Raw genomic sequence first — 23,021 nt, 5'->3', positions numbered from 1 at the left:
AATGGCAGTGTAGTTTTTTTAGGAAGCTATTTGATTACATCGAAAAGCTAATGTTAATTTTTTATTTGAAGCTTTTTCCCGCTGTCCACTGTATCTTTTTGCGCCGGTCTCACTTCGTTGCGTCCGCCACAAAAAAGCATGCCGCTACCATCGGGGCTAGGGTCTTTTTTGGGAACTCACTTTTTGTTCTAAAATCGAAAAAGCTGGTGATACAGACCACCCCGTCTCGATTTTCTCCGAAATCGATCCACCCCTCCAGAGGAGGGGAATTCGCTATGGTACAACTTCACTGATAAAAAGTAATGTTTGAAAATTTCATCCAGTTTGTCATTCTGAAAGAATCGAAACAAAATTGTTGCTTAGATCCCTACGGGATGACAAACTGAATAGAATTCTTAAAAATGAGCAGTCCAATCAACGGAAAAATTATTTTACAAATTAAAGTTTGCAGAAAATCTTAGAATCATTTAACATAAAATCTTTACCTTTTCCATCACATAAACCACGCAAAGTTTAAACTTATTTTTAAAATGAAAAAAGCCCTTCTACTTCTTTTAATCATACCTTTTACCCAAATAAAATCACAGTGGATAGAGAAAGCTCCCGAAAATCCTGAAGAATTTGTCAATCCATTAATCGGTACACTTTCAAAACCTTCGCTTTCCAACGGAAACACCTATCCCGCTGTTGCCGTTCCCCACGGAATGAATTTATGGACGCCCCAAACCGGAAAAAACGGAAACGGTTGGCAATATACCTACGACGCCGACAAAATCAGAGGGATCAAACAGACGCACCAACCTTCCCCATGGATGAATGATTACGGAATGTTTTCCATCATGCCTGTGACGGGAAAAATGCGTTTTAATGAAGAAGAAAGAGCGAGCTGGTTTTCACACAAATCTGAAGTTTCAAAACCTTATTATTACAGCGTTTATCTTGCTGATCACAATGTCACTGCCGAACTGACACCAACCGAAAGAGCAGCCCAAATGCGCCTCACCTATCCCGAATCCGGTGATTCATGGTTTGTGGTGGATGCTTTTGACAAAGGTTCCAGCATTACCATTATTCCGTCTCAAAATAAAATTATTGGATATTCCACACGATATTCACGAGGAAAACTTGTTGGTTTTAAAAACTATTTTGTCATTTATGCCGATAAACCTTTCACCAAATATTCCACCTGGAAAGACAAAGATTTTGTCAAGGATGCGCTTGAAATTACCGGAGATCACTGCGGTGCAGTCGTTGGTTTTGCCACAAAAAAGGGTGAAAAAGTAAACTTGAGAATTGCTTCATCATTCATCAGTTTAGAACAGGCTGAATTGAATTTACAGAGAGAGCTCAGCAAAGATTCATTCGACGAAACTTTAAATAAAGCAAAAACAGCTTGGAGTCAAAAATTAAAAAGAGTCGAAATTGCTGGCGGAACGATTGATCAGATGCGGACTTTCTACTCTTCACTCTACCGGATGCTTTGTTTTCCGCACAAAATGTATGAAGTCGATAAAGACGGAAAAATTGTCCATTACAGTCCGTATTCAGGAAAAACAGAAGCTGGATATCGTTTTGCAGGAACCGGTTTCTGGGATACATTCAGAGCGCTCTACCCTTTCCTGAACCTTGTTTATCCCGATATCAATGTGGAAATGCAGAAAGGATTAATCAATGATTACAAAGAAGGCGGCTGGCTGCCCGAATGGTCGAGTCCCTCCTATTCTGATATTATGATTGGAAACAATTCCGCTTCTGTGGTGGCGGATGCTTATCTGAAAGGTTTGCGAGGTTATGATATTGAAACTTTATATCAGGCTTTGCTTCACGGTGCCAACAATGCCGGTCCACAGGCAACCGGACGACTGGGAATTGAGTATTATAAAAAACTGGGCTACGTTCCATACGATGTAAAAATCAATGAAAATGCAGCCAGAACTTTAGAATATGCCTACGATGATTTTGCCATCGCCCAGCTCGGCAAAGCCTTAGGAAAACCAGAATCTGAATGGAAAGAATATTACAGGCGCTCGCAGAATTTCCAGAAAGTCATCGATCCTGAAACGAAATTAGCGCGCGGAAGAAATCTTGATGGAAGTTTTCAGACGCCATTTAATCCTTTTAAATGGGGCGATGCCTTTACAGAAGGAAATTCGTGGCATTACACGTGGTCGGTGTTTCAGGATATTAACGGACTGGCAAAACTGATGGGCGGAAGGAAAGAGTTTTCGAAAAATTTAGATAAAATATTTGAGCTGCCTCCGGTTTTTGATGAATCCTATTATGGCTCCACCATTCACGAAATTCAGGAAATGGTGAACGCAAATATGGGACAGTATGCCCACGGAAATCAGCCTGCACAGCACATTATCTACCTCTATAATTATTCTGGTGAACCCTGGAAAACGCAGTATTGGGTTCGGGAAACAATGAACCGTCTTTACCAGCCAACTCCTGACGGATATTGCGGTGACGAAGACAACGGACAGACCTCAGCCTGGTATATTTTCTCGGCATTGGGTTTTTATCCCGTTACTCCGGCAACGGATCAGTATGTTTTGGGTGCTCCACTTTTTAAAAATGCAAAAATTCATCTGAACAACGGAAACACCATTGAAATAAAAGCAGACAAGAACAGCGAAGAAAACCGCTACGTCAATGCGCTGAAATTTAACGGAAAGAAATATTCAAAAAACTGGCTCAGTCATGAAGAACTGATGAAGGGTGCCACTTTGAAATTTGAGATGAGTTCACAGCCCAATAAACAGCGTGGAATTGATGAAAAGGACTTTCCATATTCGTATTCGACTGATCAAAAATAATATAACAAAAAAAAATTGCCTCACAATCGAGGCAATTTTTATTATTCTGTGAAGACAAAATCTCCTGTGAGCGGATCTATGTATATTTTTGTTACAGTCCCATTTTTAAACCCATATCCTTTTGCCATTTTTCTACCGGATCCGGAATCGATTGCCACTCCGATAGCTGCTCCTACCATACCTCCGGCCATTGCTCCTACCAAAGCACCGGTTCCCATTTTTTCGGGATACATCTGAGCTCTCGAAGCCATAATATAACTTCCGAATTTATCTTTTTTAACTTCTTTAAATACCGTTGCCGTTCCTATATACTGAACTCCGTTATCTACATAACAGAAAACTTCAGCCATCGAAATACTGACATCCTGCGCGTTATTGATCTTCTTTACTTCACCTTTCTTATTTTTTACTAAGGTATGATTGGGGTCAGGAGTCTGCTCAAAAAAACTTTTATTATTAAAATATACACCATCCTTTAAAACATTTCCCTTCAGTGATTTATTATTATTTGCTAAGTATGCACCGTAATTCTCCAGTTCTTTTTCAGGAATGTAATAAGATAAGACAGGCCTCGTGTAGCAGTTTTTGATAAATTCTGTGATGATATCAGAAGTCGTCTGCGCCAGATTTTTTGCTACTTTTGAATCACTGTTTAATTCCACAAATACATTGTCAAAACGGTCTATGAAATAATACTTATCATTTCTCTTCAGAAAACCTGAGATTTTTATTTTTGCTTTTGCATAAGTCATATTATCGTTAGGAGCCTGCTCATGATAGATTTTTACATCTTCGAGAAGTATCATGATATCGTTATTACCTGTGGTCTTATTATCTTCTGAAAATCTTTTCGAGAAAAAATCTGTTACATTCTCATCCACAAGTTTTACTTCAACAGTTCCCCGCTTGTTGGTAATTGAGCCCACACTTTTGTCCTGACGAATGTCTTTTACAGTAAGGGATTTTGTACGTGAATTCTTGTCTTTTAAACTCTGTTTAAAATCGATGGTAACCGTTTCCTGTGCAGAAAAAAGGACAGTGACAAAAAGGAATAAAATTATTTTCTTCATTTTAAATGTGATTAAACTTATGATTATACCTGAATTATTTTTTCATAAAATCCTGCGGCAAAATATAATTTCCGGTCAAAGGATCGAGAATTACTTCGGAACCCGCCATAGCACTTCTCTTCTTTGCGGCATTTGCATCAATTGCTGATATGGCAACATTTGCGACCATACTTCCGATCAAACCGCCAATGCCACCACCAAACATAATCATTGGAGAATTAGATTCAGGATAAAGCTCCTCTTTTTTAGCTTCAATAAATAGTCCCTGCTCATCTCTGAAAATTTCTACATAACCCACTGGAATCACCTTGAAAGGAATACCATTATGAACAAATGCATAAAAGTTTCTGATAGACTCTTTTTTTTCTCCATTAACTGCTTTCGTCACAACGCCTTTTTTGTCGGTTTCAATGGTAAAACCAGCCTCAGGATTATGGGTAAAAAAACTGTAATAATCTTTATAAACACCTTCTTTAAGTTCGCCCGCTTTTAAAATTTCAAGTTTATCTTTTAAAACCGTTGCATAATTTGGAAGTTCCGTTTCTGAAACTGCAAAATCCCATTGTCTGGCTTCGTAGGATTTCTTCATCAGATCTGTGAAAGTCAGCGTAAGTTTTTTGGAAAGACTTTGTGCTAAATATGGAGTTGCACGGGAAGAAACTGTGGTTACCGTATCTTTGCGGGATAAAAAATGGTATCCGTCTTCTTTTTTAATAAACGTACTCGCTCGAATTTCAAGCTTTCCTATCGAGAATTTTTCTTTTTTATCTTCACTCAAAGCAATATTTTCGAGGAGCAGAACCAACTCTTCATTTCCCCTTACCGGATTGTACTTGTAAAACCAGTTCCTAAAATCTGTTTCAGCATTATTTTCGAAAACCATATTTACCTGATCTTTATGATATGTCACAGAGCCAATTTCAGGATTCGCTCTTTTATCAAGTACTGTCAGGTTTTTATATGTTTTTTTATTGTCCTTTATCGATTTCGACAAATTAATTGTTTCTGTTTTCTGAGCGCTCACAAAAATTGTAGCTAAAAGAAAAAAAAGGATTTTTTTCATGATGGAATTTTTACAAAAATATAGAAATCGCTTCGTACAATTTTGATAATATCTCTTTATCTCTAAAATTAAACGACCCTCACAATAAATTGTAAGGGTCGTCCAACATTAAAAAAATAAACTACTATGGGTTTTGTCTGGGTTTTGAGCCCTTACTATTTCCGTTGTGAGGTTTTCTTTCATTCATTTTATCTCTCATCATACTTTCAGATAAAAAAAGTTTCAAGACCTTTTGGCACGGAATAACAGTCTGCATCTTTTCTGCGTATTTTCTCCGGTTATCCACAAGTTTTTGCCCTGTATCAAAGCTTTGCTGTAATTTTTCTTTTGCTTCTTCTTCTGAAAGTTTTTCTGGATCAAAACCAGAATCAAATTGTTTAATTATCTTTTTTTGATTTTCTAAATATTCATTATAAACCTCAGTAAACTCTGCTTTATCCTTTGGTGCAACATCCAGCATATCAAGAACCATTTTATTTCTTAATTCTGTAAGTAGAGCCTTCCTTTCATCAGGAGGAAGATTGTTTATCACCTTCATTCTTTTTTCACGACTCATATTTTTCCAATCATAATTCTTGATTTGAGCGTTAAGCCCAAAACTCGATATTATAAAAAGTATAAATATTATTTTTTTCATCATTCTTTAATTATATAAGTCTAAGTAAACATCTTGACTTGAGTTATTGGCCAATTCTGCAATTTCAGAACTTGTCAGAGATTCTATATACTCATTCATCTGTACTTCTGTTTTTTTAGAAACCGTCTTCACCTTCTGTGTTCTCTCAACATTATTTCGAGGAATATCAGCAACCGTTCTTATTTGTGGGCTGGTCTGCTGATTGTCACTTGTTTGATCATTATTTTCAATAGAAGTTAAATCAGATTTTAAAGTCTCATAAGCAATTTCGCTTTCTTTTTTAGGTGTGGAATTCGTTGCATTGTTCTCTGTAAAATCCTGATCTTTATTCGAGTCAGAAAAAGAATTATACAAAAACGTTGACCCGAAGATCAATGCCAGTGAAGCTGCTGCTGCATATCCCCAGTTTAATTTAAAAATGGGAGCTTTTTTATCCGCTTTTATGCCAGTCAATACGCTATCCTGAATGTTTTCAAACATATTTTCAGGAACTGTATAGATATTTTTGCGCTCTATATTTTCCAAATCAAAATCATTGATTGTTCCCAAAACTTTCATTTGAATTTCCTCAAACATATTGTCAGGAACTGTGTAAATGTTTTTGCGTTCTAAATTATCCAGATCAAAATCATTCACCTTCCCCAATACTCTATCCTGAATATTTTCAAACATATTCTCAGGAACTTTGTAAATGTTCTTGCGCTCTAATTTATCTAGATCAAAATCTTTCATGTCGTTGTTTCTAAAAATTATCTTTCGTAATTTTCTTTAATATATTCTTCTATTTTCTGTTTGGCATAATGATAATTTGTCTTTAAAGTCCCTACCGACATATCTACAATTTTAGATATCTCTTCGTAGGGCAAATCATCATAATACCGCATCATAAATACCAGTTTCTGCTTCTCAGGCAGGCTTTGTATGGCTTTCTGGAGGAAGACCTGTATTTCGTCAGCATCACTGTGCACGTTATCCGCCACCAAATTTTGCATGTAATATTCCGGATCTTCATCTGTTTTCTGCATTTTTTTCAGCTTGTTGATTTGCTGTAGAGCTTCATTGGTCGCAATTCTATACAGCCATGTGTATAGCTGACTATCATTTTTAAACTGGTGAAAATTCTGATAAGCTTTGATGAAAGTCTCCTGCAAAGTGTCCTGAGCAAGGTCTCCGTCAACAATGATTCTTCTGATATGCCAATACAATCTACTCTGATAAGCATCCATCAGCACACGGACTCCCTTCTCCTGAGTCCGGGGGTTTTGCATTAGCGCAATAATCTCTGCGTCTTTAATCTTCATAAGATGCTTTCATTGTTTTGGATTACAAAAGTATTTAAAAGTTAAATTACTTCTTCAATTTTGAGTCCAAATGTTTTAATTATTAAATTTAAAACGATAACAAACTATCATATTCTGTTTGTAAACCTCTTGCTTCACTCTTCCTGCTTCACTTTCTCCTATCAACCTAAAATCCTATCTTTGTTTTATGCAAATTGTTATTATCGGTTCCGGAAATGTAGCTTATCATTTGGCAAAAGCTTTCACTCAGAAAAACATTCCTTTGGCTCAGCTATTTGGGAGAAATGAGGAAGATTTAAACAAAATATCTCAGGAATTAAACATTCCATATTCTACAAATAATTTGAAAGATGCAGATTTGTATATCATCTGTGTAAGCGACAGTTCTGTGGAAAATGTTTCAAAATTGATTACCAAAAAAAAATGTTTGGTTGCCCATACTTCCGGTTCATTACCCAAAGAAATATTGGTCGGAGAGTACAGAAAATCAAGTTTTTATCCTTTACAGACGTTTTCAAAATCTAAAGAATTGGAGTATTCAAAAATTCCTTTTTTTATTGAAACTGAAAACTCTGAAGATCAGAAATTACTTACAGATCTAGCTTCTCAAATTTCAGAAAATGTAATGGAAAGCAGTCATGAAAAAAGAAAATACATTCATCTTACTGCAGTTTTTGCCTGTAATTTTGTGAACCATCTTTTTTCGAGAGCGAAAGAAATTTCAGATGCTCAGGAAATTCCCTTTGATTATTTTTTGCCTTTGATTGATGAAACAGTGAAAAAAATTCACGAAATAGAACCGAAATCAGCTCAAACCGGACCTGCCGTTAGAAATGACAAACGAGTTTTGGAATTGCATGAGCAGTTGTTAAAAGACGAAAGTCTTGAGATTTATAAAACAATGAATCAGTCGATAAAAAAAATGTATGATTTAGAATAAAAAGACGGCAATTTGTTATCTTTGAGGAAATCACACCATATAATGAAAACAAATTTTGTCCCTTCGCTGATCATCGGAATTGCAGTAATTATTACCGCATTCATATTAGGTTCAAGTTTCAAAAACAGAAATGTAAAACAAGACACTATATCTGTCACGGGTTTAGGATCCAAGGATTTCACGTCTGATGAAATACGATGGGGAGGAAGTTTTGATGCATCAGCCATGGATGCAAAAGATGCTTACAATATCATTTTACAAGATAAAGAAAAAGTAAAAGCCTTTTTCCAAAGCAAAGGTTTCAATAATGGTGAATTTTCTTTTGGAGGTGTCAATTTTTCGAAATCTTACCGCACCGTGACAAGCAGAGATGCTGAAGGTGTCGAAAAAGCTGAAGAGATTTTTGACGGTTACAAAGCCACACAAAGTATTTCATTTACCGCAAGAAAAAATCCGGTTCTGATGAAAAAAATAGAAACCGTGATGGATAAAACGGCAGAACTTATCAACAGTGGAGTACAGTTTGAGCCGGGAGCACCACAGTATACGTATTCAGATCTTGCTTCACTGAAGCACAATCTGATAGAAGCAGGCGCTAGAGATGCCATGCAGAGAGCAGAAAAAATTGTCAATACGGCAGACGGAAGCCTTGGAAAACTGAAAGATGCTTCAATGGGAGTATTTCAAATTACTGCAAAAGGCTCAACCGATGAAGACAGCTATGGCGGAAATTTTGATACTTCAAGCAAAGCAAAATCAGCGAGAATCACGGTAAGACTGACTTACAATTTAGATTAAATGATATTCAATACATGAGTTATAAAGAGAAATTAAAAGATATAAAAGCCTTTGTTTTTGATGTAGACGGAGTTTTCACAGATGGAAGCGTTTACTTAATGCCGGGTGGTAATATGAGCAGAGTGATGAATGTTTTGGATGGTTATGCTGTGGTAAAAGCTTTAAAAAACAATTACTTGATCGGCGTAATTACCGGCGGAAATGATGAAATGGTAAGACACCGTATCAATTATTTGGGTATTGAAGACTATTATGCAAAATCACACGATAAAATGGTGGATTATGCAGATTTTAAGGCTAAATATAACCTTAAAAATGAAGAAATTCTTACGATGGGAGATGATCTTCCGGACATTCACATGATGCAAAATTCAGCAATTTCAACCTGTCCGGAAAATGCCGTTCCGGAAATCAAAAATATAGCAGATTATATTTCAGAAAAGAAGGGTGGAAGCGGTGCAGTACGCGATGTGATTGAACAGGTCATGAAAGTTCAGGGAAAATGGCATGATGACAATACACAATCTGTTTAAATTGAATATGAAAATACTTTTAGCATCACAATCTCCCAGAAGAAAAGAATTGCTTGTCAGCTTAGGATTTGATTTTGAAGTTGTAAAAATTGACTGTGAAGAAATTTTACCTGAAAATATTGAAATTGAAAATGCTGCAGCTTATCTATCTGAATTAAAAGCAAATGCATTTAGAAAATTAGAACAGGATGAAGTTTTAATTACTGCAGATACAGTAGTGGCTATTGATAATCAGATTTTAGGCAAACCAAAAGATCAAGCCGACGCACAAAAAATGCTTCGTACACTGTCGGGGAAAACCCATCAGGTTTATACCGGAATTTCTATTAAAACTTTAAATAAAACCATTACCGAAACGGATGTTGCCGATGTAGAATTCGACGAAATTTCAGAAGAGGAAATCGATTTTTATATAAAAAACTACAAACCTTTTGACAAAGCCGGAAGTTATGGTATTCAAGAATGGCTTGGAATGGCAAAAATAAAAAAGATGAGTGGAAGCTTTTATACCATTATGGGACTTCCGACCCATTTGGTTTACAAAATTTTAAAAGAAATATAAATAAATTCCCCATAAAATTTTATTATTTTTACAAAATCATCAATCTGATCAGATAATAAAAAGCAGATTAGAGAGTTATATTGAAAAATGAAAAAGAATATTATATTCCTTTTGGCAGCGATTATCGTTGCTTCATGCAGTACCAAGGTAAAGAAGCCTGAAGCAAGATCTAAATTTCTAAAAGGTTTCTCCACATATTATAATACACTTTTTAATGCAAAAGATGCATTGAACAGTGAATTTACAGACCGAGACAAAGCTCATAAAGACAACTTTTATGCGCCCCACATTCCTATTTTGACCTATGAAGAACAGCCAATAGGCAGCGATCTTGGGCAATCTTCCGCATTTGCTGAAAATTCGATGAAGATGGCCGAAGTTAACCGTCCTTCGCCTCCCAATGGGAGAAGTACACCAGGAATGCCACCAAACGGACCTGGTGGAATGCCGGGAACCCCTCAGGATCCCAACAATTCACAGGGAAATAAGGGGGCAACCATACTCGAAATTGCTGAGGCAAAAGCTCTGAAAGCAATCGGAAAATATTCTGTCATCAGAAAAGGAGAGGAGCAGAACAAAACGATTTTTGACGCTTACATTATTCTTGCACAGTCACGTATTTACCAAGGAAAATCTAGACAGGCTCTTGATGCATTGAATTATGTTTTTACGCACATGAAAGAAGATAAAAGACTTCCTTTAGCGAGAGTTTATGAAGGTTTAGCCTATGCCGAGCTAAAAGATTACTATAAATCTGATCAAGTTTTTGCCAAACTGAAAAGCGAAGGAATAAGTAAAGAGCATGAGAAGCTCATGAGCATCTATTATTCTGAATCTCTACTGGATGCAGGCAAAAAAGAAGAAGCAGTAAAGGAACTGGATCGTGCTTTTGAACTCAACGGAAACAGAAAACTGAAAAGCAGAATTGCCTTCCTGAGAGGGCAGGTTTTATCAGAATTGGGAAGAAACGAACCTGCCCGCGAAAGCTTTGCATCAGCCTACAAATATGCCAATGACTTTGAATTTGAAGTTAAATCGCAAATCGAAATTGCAAAAACTTTTAACGGAAAGGGTGATTACCAAGGTGCAAGAAAATATCTGGAAGATATCAGCAAAAAAGGAACTTATGCTTCAAGAAAAAATGAATTTTACTATGCATTAGGATTGATGGCCAGCAAAGCAGGGAAACCTGATGAAGGACAGGAATATTTCAGAAAATCACTTTTGGAAAAGGTTTCTGATCCACAGGTGAGAGGTTTGACCTATTATGAAATCGGAAGAAGATATTTAGACAAAAACGATTACATTGGCGCAGGTGCTTACTATGATTCTGCATTGGCTACAATGACCTATGAACCATCAAAAATCCTGTTAAAGGATCAGTCTGAAAATATTAAGAAAATCTCCAAAAACTATTATTTAATAAGAAAAAACGACAGTATTCTGACGATTGCTAAAATGTCTGATGCCCAGAAAACTGATTATTTTGCCAAACATATTGAGAAACTGAAAGCTAAAGAAACCAAAGAAGAACTCGAAAGATTGCGTGAAGAAAGAAATAAGGGTTTTGACACAGGAGATTATAACGCTAATTCGCTTTTTGCCAACAGCTCAAATTCTTTTGAGGACTTTGGAACGGCAACAAAAGGGTTTTATTACGGAAATACCGGAACGGTAAGCAAGGGAACGTCAACCTTTAAGCAGGTTTGGGGAGACAGAGCATTGGTGGATAACTGGCGTTATTCTAAAAAGATGGCATCGATTGAAGATATGAAGAATGAAGCATTGGGAGTGAGTACTGCACCGAACCCGAGACGTTTTGAAACGGCATATTACATCGAGCAAATTCCAAATGATGCAGGAAAACTTTCTCAATTGAAAAAAGACAGAGATACTGCTTCTCTGGGTCTCGGAATTATGTATCAGAATTATTTTACCAACACTCCCTTAGCTACTAAGACGTTGTATGACCTCGTTGATGTACAACCGGAAGAAAAAGTAATGTTACAGGCTTTGTATGAGATTTTTGCAATGAATTACGAAAAAAATCCGCAGGCCTCCGCTCGTGCAAAACAAATTCTAATTACAGATTACCCTTACAGTTCGTATGCAGAATTTGCGAGAAACCCTAAAAACAACACGTTTGTAAAATCATCTCCGGACACAGAAAATGATTACAAAATGGCATATGCTTTATTCGAATCTGAAAAATTTGCAGAAAGTCAGACTTTGATTGATCAGGCTATTCAGAAAAATCCTAAAGATGCACTTGTTCCCAAACTCTCATTACTTAATGCTTTCAATGCAGGAAAGTCGAGTGGGAAAGAGGTGATGATTTTACAATTAGAACAGATTGTTCTCAATTACGGTAAAACTCCCGAGGGGGAAAAAGCTAAAGAAATGCTTAATTATCTGAAAAGTGATATTGCATTTCAATCGACAGATAATAAAGGAAATGTACTCCCTCAAAATCCTGTTAATAACAATGTCCCGCAAACTCCTGCAGGTTTTGGAGAGCCGGCGCAAAACATGGGGCAGTCACAGAATATAACGGCACCTGGAAATCAGAACAATCCGTTACAAAACAGTTCGCAACCGATGAACAATACAATTCAGACAAAACCAAGCCCTAAAAAGCCGGAAGGAAACAATCCGAATTTTAATATGACCAATCCAAATGCCGCACCTTCAAAATCAAAATAAACAAAAAGCGAAGATTATTCTTCGCTTTTTTTCTTTTTAACTCCGTGAAATTCTTTTAAATAAAAAGGTTCAAAATAGGCAATATCTTCAAAGTCCTTATTTTTTATCTTCTCTAAACTTTTCTTGACTAAATATTGTGCTGAAGGATAGATTTCTTCATTAAAATCAGCCATCGGTAGTTGCAAAATTTCTTTTGCTTTTTTCGCTCCGTCACCAACACACATCACTTTTTTATCTTTAAACTCTTCAAATGAATGCTCATCCAATACCTTAGCTTCTGTCGTAACGAGTTCTTCCCCAGTTATTCCATCATAAACAGCCGCATAAACCTCCATTCTCCTTGCATCTACTAAAGGGATCACTAAATCATAGTTTTGACCTAAAAAAGGCTCTTTCATGCTTTCCAGAGAATTAACAGCAATCAAAGGAATATCTAAGCCATAGCAGAATCCTTTTGCAGATGCCGCTCCTATTCTTAAACCTGTGTAAGAACCCGGCCCTTTACCCAGACATACTGCCTCGATATCTTTTATTGAAAGTTCTGCCCCTTCCAAAGCCCATTCTACAAATGAGTGGAGACTTTCTGATTGTTTATAATTTTCTGAAACTTCTTCGCATACACATAGCAGCTTTTCATCATCTGAAATAGCGACCGAACAGTTTTTTGAAGATGTTTCCAAGTATAGGATTTTCATTTAAACAAAAATTTTTTACAAATTTATAGCTTTATTTCCACACTTTGCCGGCTCCACAATTTCCATTCAGATTTCTTCTTAATCCAAATTTCAAGCACTGCAAGCTTCATCTCAAAATTATAGTTTTTATAGAGACCTGCAACTTGAATGGTTCGTCTTAGGCTGACGGTATTTTTAAACCTTTTAATTTCGGAAACTTCAGTCTGCCTGATTTCCTTGTAGCTTACTTTCTTTGAAGTGAAATCTTTTTTAAAATCATCCAGATTCTGAATCCATCCATTAGAATGACCGAAAGAAACGTCTTTCGAAAATAAATTTATAACCGAATGATCATTATCCTTCATGAGAGAATCAAGCTTTTTAGCCTGAATCAAAACTGCTACTTCCTCCTTTGAATATTTTTGAGAATATCCTACAACAAAAAACAATAGAAAAAATAGGTGTAGAATTTTCATTTGCAAATTCTCAAATTAACCATTTTCAAATTCTTACTTTCTGTAAATCGTTCTTGGCTCACTCTGTGCGCTCGGATAAATCGTCATATCGGAAACGGTAACATGCTGCGGTGCATTGACACAATACGCAATGGCGTCGGCAATATCTTCAGCTTTTAAAGCTTCATAACCCGCATAAACTGTTGCTGCTCTTTCCTGATCACCTTTAAACCTAACCAAGGAAAAATCTGTTTCTACTGCTCCGGGTTGAATATTGGTCACTCTGATTCCAAATTCGGTAAGCTCTATTCTCATTCCTTCAGAAATGACATCGACTGCCTTTTTAGTGGCACAATATACTACACCATTTGCATAGGTTTGTCTCGCAGCTACCGAGCTGATATTGATAATCTGTCCGGAGTTTCTTTTTTTCATCATCGGGATAAGCGTTTTTGAGACGTATAAAAGCCCTTTGACGTTTCCGTCTATCATAGAGTCCCAATCTTGTGTATTTCCTGCCGAGAGAGGCTCTAACCCGTGCGCATTTCCTGCGTTGTTGATAAGAACATCAATATTTTTCCATTCTTCAGGAAGTCCTGAAATGGCGTTTTCAACTTCTTCAAGATTTCTCACATCAAATTGTAAACTAAAAACTTCTGTAAAAGATGATAATTCTGTTTTTACAGATGCTAAAACATCTCGTCTTCTTCCACAAATGATGATTCTGTTTCCTTGTTTTGCAAAAAGCTCTGCTGTAGCTTTTCCTATACCGGATGTAGCTCCGGTGATGAGTATTGTTTTCATTTTTTTAGCGTTTGGCTGCTGACAATTGGCTAAGAGCTAAAAGTCTGCAGTGATATTAATTGGCGTCGAATGACTGAAAGGCATCCGGTATTTGTTCTATAATTAAATTTCCTTTTTCGTCTGGAAGTACAGAAATAATATCAAATCTTACCTCTAGATTTTTATTAAATTCTTCCATAAAATGATTGGCTGCGGTAACAATTGACTTAATTTTACCTTTTGTCACGGCTTCCTGTGGTAAGATGAAAAAATCAGTTGACCTTGCTTTCACTTCGGTAATGATAATTAAGTTGTCTTTCTCAGAAATAATATCGATTTCAGCTTTCTGATAACGATAGTTCCGCACTAAAATTCTGTAGCCGTTTTTAATTAAGTATTCAGCTGCTAAATCTTCCGCTTTCTTTCCAAGGTCGTTGTGATCTGCCATACTATTTATATTAATAAACTGAAAGATTATTTTTAACGCAGTAAATTACTATACCAAAGCATAAAAACAGGATAAAAATCCATAAAATTGCTCCATAAAATGCGAGATCATAATCATCTTTTTTATTCCAAATCTCCTGTAAACTTAGTTTTTCTCCCTTTAATAAAGATTTAAAATAAATAAAATACATCCCTAAAGTTCTAATAAATATAAAATTCATACTCGTTGTTACTTTCTAAATTGATACACCCACCAAATCAAAACGATCTGTAAAGGAAGCCTTAAAACAGTTAGCCAAAAATATTTATGATGAATCTGATAAAATTTTTTTGCCATCTCAATATTGGCAGGAAAAACGGCAAGGAATAGAGCGATACAAAGGTATACTCCCAAATTTTGAGTTTCCGGAAAAAGGAGGAGAAATCCACATAAAATTTCTACAGCACCGCTGATGTATACCATTTGCAAATGCATTGGTATGTAATCTGGCATAATCTTCGTGAAAATATGGGGTCTTACAAAATGTAAAACGCCGGCTAAAATCAGCAAAAATGCGAGTAAAAATTTTGAGACAAACATTTAATTTTTAAAACTTAATGAACTTATTTTTCCAACTTTCAATTGTGTTTGTGCACCGATAATCAATGGTCTGTTATCATGAATATGCCCATTTGGAAACGCAAAAACTACAGGGAATCTATATTTTGAAATTCTTTCTGAAATCAGTTTATAAGCAAATGCATCAAAGCTGTCTTCATATTCTTTGTTGTCTTTTTCGTCACCCATATTGGTCATACCACCAATGATAAGTCCTTTTATTTTATTGAAAACTCCAGCCAATTCCAGACTCATTATCATTCTGTCCAAAGCATAAAAGTTTTCGCCAATATCTTCGATGAATAAAATTTTATCTTTAAAATCAAAAGAATATTTAGTTCCTAAAAGTGCATAGATTAAAGCTAAATTTCCTCCAACCAATTCGCCATCCACATTTCCTTCTTTGTTAAACTGATTCGATTTTAAAGTATATTTTAAGGGTTTTCCTTTAAGAATATTAAAAGTCAGATCATAACTTTCATCGGTTACTCCGAAACTTGAGGTTTTAATAGTTTGTCCGTGAATCGAAGCGAAACCTTTCTTCAACAAATAACTTTGTATCACTGTGTTATCAGAATATCCAATATACCATTTCGGATTTTTTATAAAACCTTTTAAATTTAAATTTTCAATGAGATGCTGGCATCCATAACCACCACGGGAGGCCCAAATAGCAGAAATTTCAGGATCGTTTAATGCCCAATTAACATCTTTCAATCTTTGTTCTTCAGTTCCTGCGTAATTATATCCATTTGAAAATTTAGTATACAGATTTTCGCCTAGAACAGGTTCAAACCCCTTACTTTTAACCATCTGAATACCTTTTTGAAGCTGAGCAGGTTCTACGGATCCAGCAGGAGAGATGATGGCAATTTTATCTCCCTTTTTAAGGGGTTTCGGAAATATTATTTTCATCTGTCAATTGCTTTTTTTTCTAATGTAAATCAAATTATTATTGATTCTTTTTGTAGATGATTTCTTTTTTTTCAGCCTCTTCCAATTTCTTATCAAACTGATTAAATTTTTTGAAACTCTGGAGGAAAATAAAAAAGCTGAAAAGGATTAAAACCGCACCCACACCTTTTCTAATATTATTGGCAAGTTTTTGCGTGAGTCTGTCATGAAATTGTTTAGCTAAAAAAATCTTGAGGAAATCAATCATCAAATAGGTGGAAATCACTAAACCTAAGTAGAATATCATATTTCCTGTATCGGGATATTGATTTCTTACCCCTATGACAGTTACCAGCCAAAATAGGACAACTCCTACATTCAAAAGATTTAAAAGGAAACCATTAAGAAAAGTTTTTACATAATTCTGGCTGATGATTTTTTCTTCCCCAGGCAAGTGCATTTTGGTTTTTGTAACCAACATAATGATACCATATGAAAGAATAAGAATCGATGTAATTCTATAAAAACCAGGATGTTTATCAATAAGACTTACAATATCTGCACTTGCATAATAAGCTGCTACAATACACAGTAAATCTGCTGTAATTACTCCAAAATCTAACGCTAATGCGTGTCTTGGACCTCTTGTAAAACTGGTTTCTATCAAGAGAAAAAAAATAGGACCTATGAAAACCAGGCTCAACATGAAGCCCAGACCAACGGCCGATAATACGAGTTCAAACATTCAAATTGTTTCTATCCCAAATTTAAAAATTATATTTCTATTTGCCCGCAAAAATGAATTTTTTAAATCTAAATTGGATGATAAAAACTTTGTGAACAGAAAAAGACTGCCCCAGAGGACAGTCTTCGTTTATTTAACATTAAAATTTAATCAACAATCTTAAAATCCAGTTGCTTCTGAATTAAATTGGCTTTCACTACCTTAATCTGAACTTCTTCGCCCAGCTGAAACTTTCTACCTGTTCTTGAGCCGTAAACTGCGTGTGTCGACTTATCATACGTATAAGAATCATCCATCAGATCACGTAATTTAATTAAACCTTCAGCACCGTTTTCAGGAATCTGCACCCAGAAACCAAACTCAGCCACTCCCGAAATAACACCTGTGAATGTTTCTCCCAAATGTTTCTCCATGAATTTCACCTGCATAAATTTGATCGAATCTCTCTCTGCGTCTGCTGCCAAGCGCTCTCTTGCACTGCAATGTTTAGCTTTTTCTTCTAATTCATTTTTATCGGGAGATTTTCCACCATCTAAATAATGCTGTAGTAATCTGTGCGCCAATAAATCGGGATAACGACGGATAGGAGAGGTGAAGTGAGAATAATAATCGAATCCAAGTCCGTAATGACCGATGGGTTCTGTAGAATACACTGCTTTACTCATACTTCGCATAGCAAGTGTTTCGATCATATTTTCTTCTCCTTTACCTTTCACTTCAGAAAGTAAATTATTCAGAGATTCGGCAACTTTTTTGGTATTTGCCAAATCCATTTTATATCCGAAAGTCGAAACGAAATCCCTTAAAGCTTCTAATTTTGCCGGATCTGGATCGTCGTGAACTCTGTAAATAAAAGTATTACCATTTGGTCTTCCTTTTTTAAGCGAAACAAATTCAGAAACTTTTCTATTCGCCAAAAGCATGAATTCTTCAATTAAATGATTTGAATCTTTACTGACTTTAAAGTAAACCCCAATCGGTTCGCTTTTTTCATTTAAATTAAAACGAACTTCGCTTCTGTCAAAAGTAATCGCACCATTTTTAATTCTCTGGTCACGCATAATTTTTGCGAGCCTGTCGAGTGTCAGAATTTCTTCCGTCAAATCACCTTCCTGAGTCTCAATTCTTTCCTGAGCTTCTTCGTAGGTGAATCTTCTGTCGGAGTGAATGGCAGTTCTTCCAAACCATTCATTCACGACTTCAGCTTTATCATTCATCTCAAAGACCGCTGAGAAAGTAAATTTATCTTCGTTGGGACGTAATGAACAAACATCATTACTCAACACTTCCGGCAACATGGGTACAACTCGGTCAACCAAGTACACAGAAGTTGCTCTTTCGTAAGCTTCATCATCCAACATCGTTCCGGGAACTACATAATGAGAAACATCGGCAATATGTACTCCGATTTCCCAGTTTCCATTATCCAATTTTTGGATAGATAAAGCATCATCAAAGTCTTTTGCATCTTTCGGATCAATTGTGAATGTACAGATCTTACGCATATCTCTACGCTTGGCAACCTCTTCATCAGTCACTCTTCTATCGATCTTTTCGGCATCTGCTTCTACTTCTTCAGGGAAATTATAAGGCAAACCGTATTCTGCTAAAATAGAGTGAATCTCTGTTTCGTGCTCTCCCGGAGCGCCGAGAACTTTTATAATTTCTCCATCAGGATTTTTGTCACCAGGTTTCCATTCCAGCATTTTTACAACGACTTTATCGCCGTTTTCAGCACCGTTGATCTTACCTTTTGGTATAAAAATATCTGTGTTAATCGTTTTCTTATCACAAACTACAAACCCGAATTCTTTATGCGGAACAAGCTGGAAAGTTCCTACAAACTCTGTACGGTTTCTTTCTAAAACTTCAAGCACAGAGCCTTCCATTTTTTTTCCTTTAAAATTGTAGGTAACAATCAAAACTTTATCGCCCTGTAAAGCATCTTTCACATTCTTTGCATGAACGAAAACATCATCTTTTAAATTCTCAACAGCTACATAAGCATTTCCACTTTGATTAAAGTCTATAACTCCGGTTAAAGTTCCTTCAATATTAAGATTAATACTGAATTTACCTTTCTCAGTTTCCTTAATTCTTTGGTTTGCTAAAAGCTTGTGCAAAGATTGAATCACCAACTCACGCTGTCTCGGATTTTTATAGTCAATTCCGTCTGAAATCTGTTTATAATTGTATATTTTGGTTTGGTTCTGATTCATAAAACGGAGAATCAGTCTTCCTATTTCTAGGAGTTTTGAGTCATTTTTCTGACTTATGTATTTATTTTTTTTTGGCATTTTATTTTTTTAAATTTTTAATATAATTATCAAGAAAATTTGATAATTCTTCATTATTTGGTATAGTTTTGATAATCTTCCGGTAAAGGTAAAAGTTGATTCATCAACTACAAATTTCCAACCGAAAATTCTCCAATCCCAGGAAATTCTTTTTGTAATTCTTTTGATAATGTAGCAACAACATATTTTCCCCAATTTTCTGTCTGGTTCTCTGATATCGACTTCCCAATCTCCCAATACAGATTAATCAAGACAATATTCACCGCCTTCATTGCTTCCTACTGTGCTTTTCTCACTTTAGTTTTAATTTCAGAAATGACTTTTATTTGAGAATTTTCTAACATTGATGATATACAATCGACAGTTATCAATCACTTTTAAAAGGTAAATTATTCCGTAGTTTTTTATTTTTTAAAATTCAATTTTCGCTTAAAATGAAAATTTTAGTTGTATAAATTTAATACAAAAAAGGAGAAGTGGGAGGAAAACCTTTCAATAAATATCTAAATTATTCTCAGGCATCAGAATGGAATAAACAGATTGGTAATTTCTGTCTGATGGTGCAAATATAGGAATAAAAAAATAATAAGGCTTGCAAACTGAATTACAAGCCTTTATGTTTTAGCAGAATGCTATTTTATCAACTCTTGTCTGGTGTCTTCCACCTTCAAAATCTGTAGAAAGAAATCTGTTTGCAATTTCTATCGCAACTTCCTTGGAAATAAATCTAGCGGGGATAGATATCATATTCGCATCATTGTGCTGTCTTGCCAATTCTGCAATTTCCGGCATCCAACATAATGCACATCTTATTTTCTGATGTTTATTTGCTGTAATCTGTACTCCGTTTCCGCTTCCGCAGATTAATATACCCAATTCGTTTTCACCATTCTCAACAGAACTTGCGGCAGGATGCACAAAATCCGGATAATCTACGCTGTCGGTAGAAAAAGTTCCAAAATCCTGTACTTCAAAGTTTTCTTCCAAATGTTTTTTCAGGATTTCTTTGTATTCAAAACCTGCATGATCTCCGGCAATAGCAATTTTTCTTTTCATTTTTACTATATATCTATTGTTATTAAATCTTCCTGCAAAGTTACATTAAATCAGAATGTAATTGTTTGTGTTTCGATAGCTTTTATAACTATCTAATGTACTGCATCATCTTTTGATAGTGTAAGCGCAAAAACAGCAAATAGTGCTACAATCAACACACAAAAATTCATTTATCAGATTTAATATAGAAATAGAAATTTTCAAGTTCTTTTCAAGATGTCGCTGCTCTCTTATTTAATAACCAATTACTAGTAACAAGGCACTAAAACACACAACATATTGAATTTCAAAACACTACAAACAGCAATAAACAAAAATGTGATTTTATTCACAAAATGTGATTTACTCACTCATAAAATGTGAAAAGCACTGTGAATAACTGTGGAAAACTTTTCCGAACTAAATTATTTTTGAATATGAAATTTTACTAATGAACTAAAGATCGGCAAAGTCAATATAAAACTTTCAAAATCTTTTTGGGGATTAATCTCTACCTTTTCAATAATTGAGAAACTAATATTTAACATTGTTTAAAAGTTATCAATATTTGTTAATAAGTCTTAAATTATTCAGGTGTTCAGTTATTTAGATTGTGAATTAAATATGAATTGAATTCAAACTGTATGTTATGAAGTTTTTAAAGAAAAGTTATCCCCTAAACTCACAACACTCAACAACAACTATCATTCTTTTTTTATATATAAAGAAATTAATGTTGATTGGTGAGTGAGTGCTTTGTGGGAAGTTTTTTGAAAACTTTTGCATTTTTGAATCTTTTTCAAAAGTTTAAAATCTTACATTTGTGAAACAAAAAATTAGAATTATTTATGAATCGAAATGAATTGAGGAAAGACAAAAACTAATTCATCGGAACGATTTTTAAAAAACTAAAAAATAGATAGATTTACATATGAAAACAATCAATGATTTCAATTTTAAAGATAAAAAAGCTTTAGTAAGGGTTGACTTTAATGTACCACAGGATGATCAGCTGAAAATTACAGACAATACAAGAATTTCAGCAGTTAAACCTACGATTGAAAAGATTCTTAGCGATGGAGGTTCGGTAATTTTAATGACTCACCTGGGTAGACCAAAAGGAGAGGTTAAGGATGAATTTTCGTTGAAACATATTGTCAATGAAGTTTCAGAGGTTTTGGGTCATAAAGTAAAATTTGTAGAAGAATCAATAGGGGAGAAAGCTAAGGAGGCTGCAGCAGATCTTCAACCTGGCGAAATCTTATTATTGGAGAATCTGCGTTTTCATAGTGAAGAAGAAAAGGGCGATGAAGCTTTCGCTGAAAGACTTTCCGAACTAGGAGATGCCTATGTAAATGATGCCTTCGGAACTGCCCACAGAGCACATGCATCTACAGCAGTTATTGCTAATTATTTTGAATCAACTAAATTTTTCGGTTTGTTGATGGCAAATGAATTAAAAGCAATTGATAAAGTTTTGAAAAGTGGTGAAAAGCCTGTTACGGCTATTCTGGGAGGGTCTAAAGTTTCAACTAAAATTACCATTATAGAAAATATTTTACCAGCAGTTGATAATTTAATCATTGGTGGTGGTATGGCATTTACTTTTATTAAAGCGCTAGGTGGTAAAATTGGCAATTCACTAGTCGAAGAAGATAAATTACCATTAGCACTTGAAATATTAGGAAAAGCAAAAGAACATAATGTAAAAGTTTATCTGCCTTCCGATACTGTAATTGCTGAAAGTTTCAGTAATGATGCGGATATAAAAGATGTGGACATTTATCAAATTCCTGAAGGTTGGATGGGAATGGATGCAGGACCAAAATCCCGTGAACAGTTCAATGATGTTTTATTAAACTCAAGAACTATCCTTTGGAATGGACCTATCGGTGTTTTCGAAATGTCTAATTTCTCCGCAGGTACAGTAGCATTAGGTGAAAGCATTGCAGAAGCTACAAAACTGGGTGCTTTCTCTCTAGTAGGAGGAGGAGACAGTGTAGCTTTCGTTAAGCAATTTGGGTATGATCATAAGGTAAGCTATGTTTCGACCGGCGGTGGAGCAATGTTGGAGAGTTTGGAAGGATTAGAACTTCCTGGTATCGCTGCAATTAACAAATAAATTTTCTACATCAATATATAAGACCTCTGATTTTCAGAGGTTTTTTTATTACTTAAAGTCCTGTATTTTGTTCTGAAATAACCTCTAATATAGTATTTAGCAGGTTTAGAAAATGTCTTTCAGCAACATAATTTGAGTTCTACAAAACTATTAGCACTGTCATTTTTCTTTATATTTCTTTTGATGTAGGATCAATTTATTGTTTCGAAATTTTATTGTTGAACTCTTAAAACTTGAAGGTCTGACATAGGAGAAGGATTTTGTTTCATACAAACTAACCATTTTTTTTCATCCACTGTGCTTTTGGATTTTTTTTGACTGCTGGAAAAAGAATATCGTTTGTTTTACTTTGTAGAGTAGCACTATCAAATAAAATTTAAAATTCTTATCACAGGAGAATATTTTAAAATTTGCTCTTTTTCTCAATTTCAGAATTTACCTCAATACTTTCGATTCTTTACTTTTTTATTTTTCAAAAAATTAGTAAAAATTAAATTATAAAGAAAAAAATTCATTTTATAATTATGATAAATAATAATGCAAGA

General features: G+C 35.1%; 22 protein-coding genes. 7 read left to right on the top strand and 15 right to left on the bottom strand.

Translation table 11 applies throughout. From position 1 onward, the window contains the following. Window positions 1–530 precede the first annotated feature (530 nt). Window positions 531–2,819 (top strand): GH92 family glycosyl hydrolase, encoded by a 2,289-nt coding sequence (locus AR685_RS09165; protein WP_059124359.1) that lies wholly within the window; start codon window positions 531–533, stop codon window positions 2,817–2,819. A 41-nt stretch (window positions 2,820–2,860) separates the two neighbouring features. On the opposite strand, the gene AR685_RS09160 is transcribed toward AR685_RS09165, so the two are convergent. From AR685_RS09160 to AR685_RS09140, 5 genes are all read right to left on the bottom strand, one after another. Further along, a complete protein-coding gene (locus tag AR685_RS09160) occupies window positions 2,861–3,889 on the bottom strand; it encodes a hypothetical protein (protein WP_059124358.1) in 1,029 nt (342 codons plus the stop codon). 34 nt (window positions 3,890–3,923) lie between these two features. After that, complete coding sequence (locus AR685_RS09155; protein ID WP_059124357.1) at window positions 3,924–4,952, bottom strand: hypothetical protein; 1,029 nt, start codon at window positions 4,950–4,952, stop codon at window positions 3,924–3,926. A gap of 124 nt (window positions 4,953–5,076) precedes the next feature. After that, on the bottom strand, window positions 5,077–5,592 hold the full coding sequence (locus AR685_RS09150) for a hypothetical protein (RefSeq protein WP_228376417.1): 516 nt from the start codon (window positions 5,590–5,592) through the stop codon (window positions 5,077–5,079). 3 nt (window positions 5,593–5,595) lie between these two features. After that, window positions 5,596–6,321: a hypothetical protein gene (locus tag AR685_RS09145; RefSeq protein ID WP_228376416.1), complete on the bottom strand. Its 726-nt coding sequence runs from the start codon at window positions 6,319–6,321 to the stop codon at window positions 5,596–5,598. 17 nt (window positions 6,322–6,338) lie between these two features. Beyond that, complete coding sequence (locus tag AR685_RS09140) at window positions 6,339–6,890, bottom strand: RNA polymerase sigma factor (protein WP_059124356.1); 552 nt, start codon at window positions 6,888–6,890, stop codon at window positions 6,339–6,341. Window positions 6,891–7,077: 187 nt separating this feature from the next. On the opposite strand from AR685_RS09140, the gene AR685_RS09135 reads away from it, so the two are divergent. From AR685_RS09135 to AR685_RS09115, 5 genes are all read left to right on the top strand, one after another. After that, window positions 7,078–7,830 carry a Rossmann-like and DUF2520 domain-containing protein gene (locus AR685_RS09135; protein WP_059124355.1) on the top strand — a complete coding sequence of 251 codons (753 nt, stop codon included), beginning with the start codon at window positions 7,078–7,080 and terminating at the stop codon, window positions 7,828–7,830. Between the two features lie 42 nt (window positions 7,831–7,872). Beyond that, window positions 7,873–8,628: an SIMPL domain-containing protein gene (locus AR685_RS09130; RefSeq protein ID WP_059124354.1), complete on the top strand. Its 756-nt coding sequence runs from the start codon at window positions 7,873–7,875 to the stop codon at window positions 8,626–8,628. 14 nt (window positions 8,629–8,642) lie between these two features. Next, window positions 8,643–9,161 (top strand): KdsC family phosphatase, encoded by a 519-nt coding sequence (locus AR685_RS09125; protein WP_047443359.1) that lies wholly within the window; start codon window positions 8,643–8,645, stop codon window positions 9,159–9,161. Window positions 9,162–9,168: 7 nt separating this feature from the next. Beyond that, window positions 9,169–9,723, top strand: a complete 555-nt coding sequence (locus AR685_RS09120; protein ID WP_059124554.1) for a Maf family protein — start codon at window positions 9,169–9,171, stop codon at window positions 9,721–9,723. A gap of 87 nt (window positions 9,724–9,810) precedes the next feature. After that, window positions 9,811–12,426, top strand: a complete 2,616-nt coding sequence (locus tag AR685_RS09115; protein WP_082671911.1) for a tetratricopeptide repeat protein — start codon at window positions 9,811–9,813, stop codon at window positions 12,424–12,426. Window positions 12,427–12,440: 14 nt separating this feature from the next. Here AR685_RS09115 and tsaB read toward each other — a convergent pair whose 3' ends face one another. The 10 genes from tsaB to rpiB form a co-directional block, all read right to left on the bottom strand. Further along, window positions 12,441–13,121: a tRNA (adenosine(37)-N6)-threonylcarbamoyltransferase complex dimerization subunit type 1 TsaB gene (gene tsaB / locus AR685_RS09110; protein ID WP_059124353.1), complete on the bottom strand. Its 681-nt coding sequence runs from the start codon at window positions 13,119–13,121 to the stop codon at window positions 12,441–12,443. A gap of 23 nt (window positions 13,122–13,144) precedes the next feature. Beyond that, window positions 13,145–13,576, bottom strand: a complete 432-nt coding sequence (locus AR685_RS09105) for a nuclear transport factor 2 family protein (protein ID WP_131777607.1) — start codon at window positions 13,574–13,576, stop codon at window positions 13,145–13,147. Window positions 13,577–13,609: 33 nt separating this feature from the next. Continuing rightward, entirely contained in the window at window positions 13,610–14,359 is a 750-nt protein-coding gene (locus AR685_RS09100; protein ID WP_047443355.1) for an SDR family NAD(P)-dependent oxidoreductase, read from the bottom strand. 55 nt (window positions 14,360–14,414) lie between these two features. After that, a complete protein-coding gene (locus AR685_RS09095) occupies window positions 14,415–14,786 on the bottom strand; it encodes a YraN family protein (RefSeq protein ID WP_047443354.1) in 372 nt (123 codons plus the stop codon). A gap of 228 nt (window positions 14,787–15,014) precedes the next feature. Next, complete coding sequence (locus AR685_RS09085; RefSeq protein WP_047443352.1) at window positions 15,015–15,365, bottom strand: MauE/DoxX family redox-associated membrane protein; 351 nt, start codon at window positions 15,363–15,365, stop codon at window positions 15,015–15,017. Next, the gene (locus AR685_RS09080; RefSeq protein WP_059124351.1) at window positions 15,366–16,298 is read right to left on the bottom strand and encodes an LD-carboxypeptidase; all 933 of its coding nucleotides are present in this window, start codon (window positions 16,296–16,298) and stop codon (window positions 15,366–15,368) included. It abuts the gene before it with no gap. A 37-nt stretch (window positions 16,299–16,335) separates the two neighbouring features. Further along, window positions 16,336–17,022: a LysE family translocator gene (locus tag AR685_RS09075; RefSeq protein WP_047443350.1), complete on the bottom strand. Its 687-nt coding sequence runs from the start codon at window positions 17,020–17,022 to the stop codon at window positions 16,336–16,338. A 146-nt stretch (window positions 17,023–17,168) separates the two neighbouring features. Next, window positions 17,169–19,319 carry a ribonuclease R gene (rnr, locus tag AR685_RS09070; RefSeq protein ID WP_047443349.1) on the bottom strand — a complete coding sequence of 717 codons (2,151 nt, stop codon included), beginning with the start codon at window positions 19,317–19,319 and terminating at the stop codon, window positions 17,169–17,171. Between the two features lie 107 nt (window positions 19,320–19,426). Next, complete coding sequence (locus AR685_RS17860) at window positions 19,427–19,591, bottom strand: DUF1016 N-terminal domain-containing protein (protein WP_082671910.1); 165 nt, start codon at window positions 19,589–19,591, stop codon at window positions 19,427–19,429. A gap of 349 nt (window positions 19,592–19,940) precedes the next feature. Next, window positions 19,941–20,375, bottom strand: a complete 435-nt coding sequence (gene rpiB / locus AR685_RS09065) for a ribose 5-phosphate isomerase B (protein ID WP_047443347.1) — start codon at window positions 20,373–20,375, stop codon at window positions 19,941–19,943. Between the two features lie 910 nt (window positions 20,376–21,285). Between rpiB and AR685_RS09060 the strand changes: the two genes are divergently transcribed. Beyond that, a complete protein-coding gene (locus tag AR685_RS09060; RefSeq protein WP_059124350.1) occupies window positions 21,286–22,476 on the top strand; it encodes a phosphoglycerate kinase in 1,191 nt (396 codons plus the stop codon). Window positions 22,477–23,021 lie beyond the last annotated feature (545 nt).

This window comes from Chryseobacterium sp. JAH (assembly GCF_001507335.1).
GTDB lineage: Bacteria > Bacteroidota > Bacteroidia > Flavobacteriales > Weeksellaceae > Chryseobacterium.
The sequence above is the reverse complement of the archived record's forward strand: the minus strand, read 5'-3'. Positions and strand labels throughout refer to the sequence as shown.

What these genes read in the sequence shown, in the direction of transcription:
- AR685_RS09165 (WP_059124359.1), top strand. Translation starts at nt 531, where the DNA reads ATGAAAAAAGCCCTTCTACTTCTTTTAATCATACCTTTTACCCAAATA.
- AR685_RS09160 (WP_059124358.1), bottom strand. Translation starts at nt 3,889, where the DNA reads ATGAAGAAAATAATTTTATTCCTTTTTGTCACTGTCCTTTTTTCTGCA.
- AR685_RS09155 (WP_059124357.1), bottom strand. Translation starts at nt 4,952, where the DNA reads ATGAAAAAAATCCTTTTTTTTCTTTTAGCTACAATTTTTGTGAGCGCT.
- AR685_RS09150 (WP_228376417.1), bottom strand. Translation starts at nt 5,592, where the DNA reads ATGATGAAAAAAATAATATTTATACTTTTTATAATATCGAGTTTTGGG.
- AR685_RS09145 (WP_228376416.1), bottom strand. Translation starts at nt 6,321, where the DNA reads ATGAAAGATTTTGATCTAGATAAATTAGAGCGCAAGAACATTTACAAA.
- AR685_RS09140 (WP_059124356.1), bottom strand. Translation starts at nt 6,890, where the DNA reads ATGAAGATTAAAGACGCAGAGATTATTGCGCTAATGCAAAACCCCCGG.
- AR685_RS09135 (WP_059124355.1), top strand. Translation starts at nt 7,078, where the DNA reads ATGCAAATTGTTATTATCGGTTCCGGAAATGTAGCTTATCATTTGGCA.
- AR685_RS09130 (WP_059124354.1), top strand. Translation starts at nt 7,873, where the DNA reads ATGAAAACAAATTTTGTCCCTTCGCTGATCATCGGAATTGCAGTAATT.
- AR685_RS09125 (WP_047443359.1), top strand. Translation starts at nt 8,643, where the DNA reads ATGAGTTATAAAGAGAAATTAAAAGATATAAAAGCCTTTGTTTTTGAT.
- AR685_RS09120 (WP_059124554.1), top strand. Translation starts at nt 9,169, where the DNA reads ATGAAAATACTTTTAGCATCACAATCTCCCAGAAGAAAAGAATTGCTT.
- AR685_RS09115 (WP_082671911.1), top strand. Translation starts at nt 9,811, where the DNA reads ATGAAAAAGAATATTATATTCCTTTTGGCAGCGATTATCGTTGCTTCA.
- tsaB (WP_059124353.1), bottom strand. Translation starts at nt 13,121, where the DNA reads ATGAAAATCCTATACTTGGAAACATCTTCAAAAAACTGTTCGGTCGCT.
- AR685_RS09105 (WP_131777607.1), bottom strand. Translation starts at nt 13,576, where the DNA reads ATGAAAATTCTACACCTATTTTTTCTATTGTTTTTTGTTGTAGGATAT.
- AR685_RS09100 (WP_047443355.1), bottom strand. Translation starts at nt 14,359, where the DNA reads ATGAAAACAATACTCATCACCGGAGCTACATCCGGTATAGGAAAAGCT.
- AR685_RS09095 (WP_047443354.1), bottom strand. Translation starts at nt 14,786, where the DNA reads ATGGCAGATCACAACGACCTTGGAAAGAAAGCGGAAGATTTAGCAGCT.
- AR685_RS09085 (WP_047443352.1), bottom strand. Translation starts at nt 15,365, where the DNA reads ATGTTTGTCTCAAAATTTTTACTCGCATTTTTGCTGATTTTAGCCGGC.
- AR685_RS09080 (WP_059124351.1), bottom strand. Translation starts at nt 16,298, where the DNA reads ATGAAAATAATATTTCCGAAACCCCTTAAAAAGGGAGATAAAATTGCC.
- AR685_RS09075 (WP_047443350.1), bottom strand. Translation starts at nt 17,022, where the DNA reads ATGTTTGAACTCGTATTATCGGCCGTTGGTCTGGGCTTCATGTTGAGC.
- rnr (WP_047443349.1), bottom strand. Translation starts at nt 19,319, where the DNA reads ATGCCAAAAAAAAATAAATACATAAGTCAGAAAAATGACTCAAAACTC.
- AR685_RS17860 (WP_082671910.1), bottom strand. Translation starts at nt 19,591, where the DNA reads ATGAAGGCGGTGAATATTGTCTTGATTAATCTGTATTGGGAGATTGGG.
- rpiB (WP_047443347.1), bottom strand. Translation starts at nt 20,375, where the DNA reads ATGAAAAGAAAAATTGCTATTGCCGGAGATCATGCAGGTTTTGAATAC.
- AR685_RS09060 (WP_059124350.1), top strand. Translation starts at nt 21,286, where the DNA reads ATGAAAACAATCAATGATTTCAATTTTAAAGATAAAAAAGCTTTAGTA.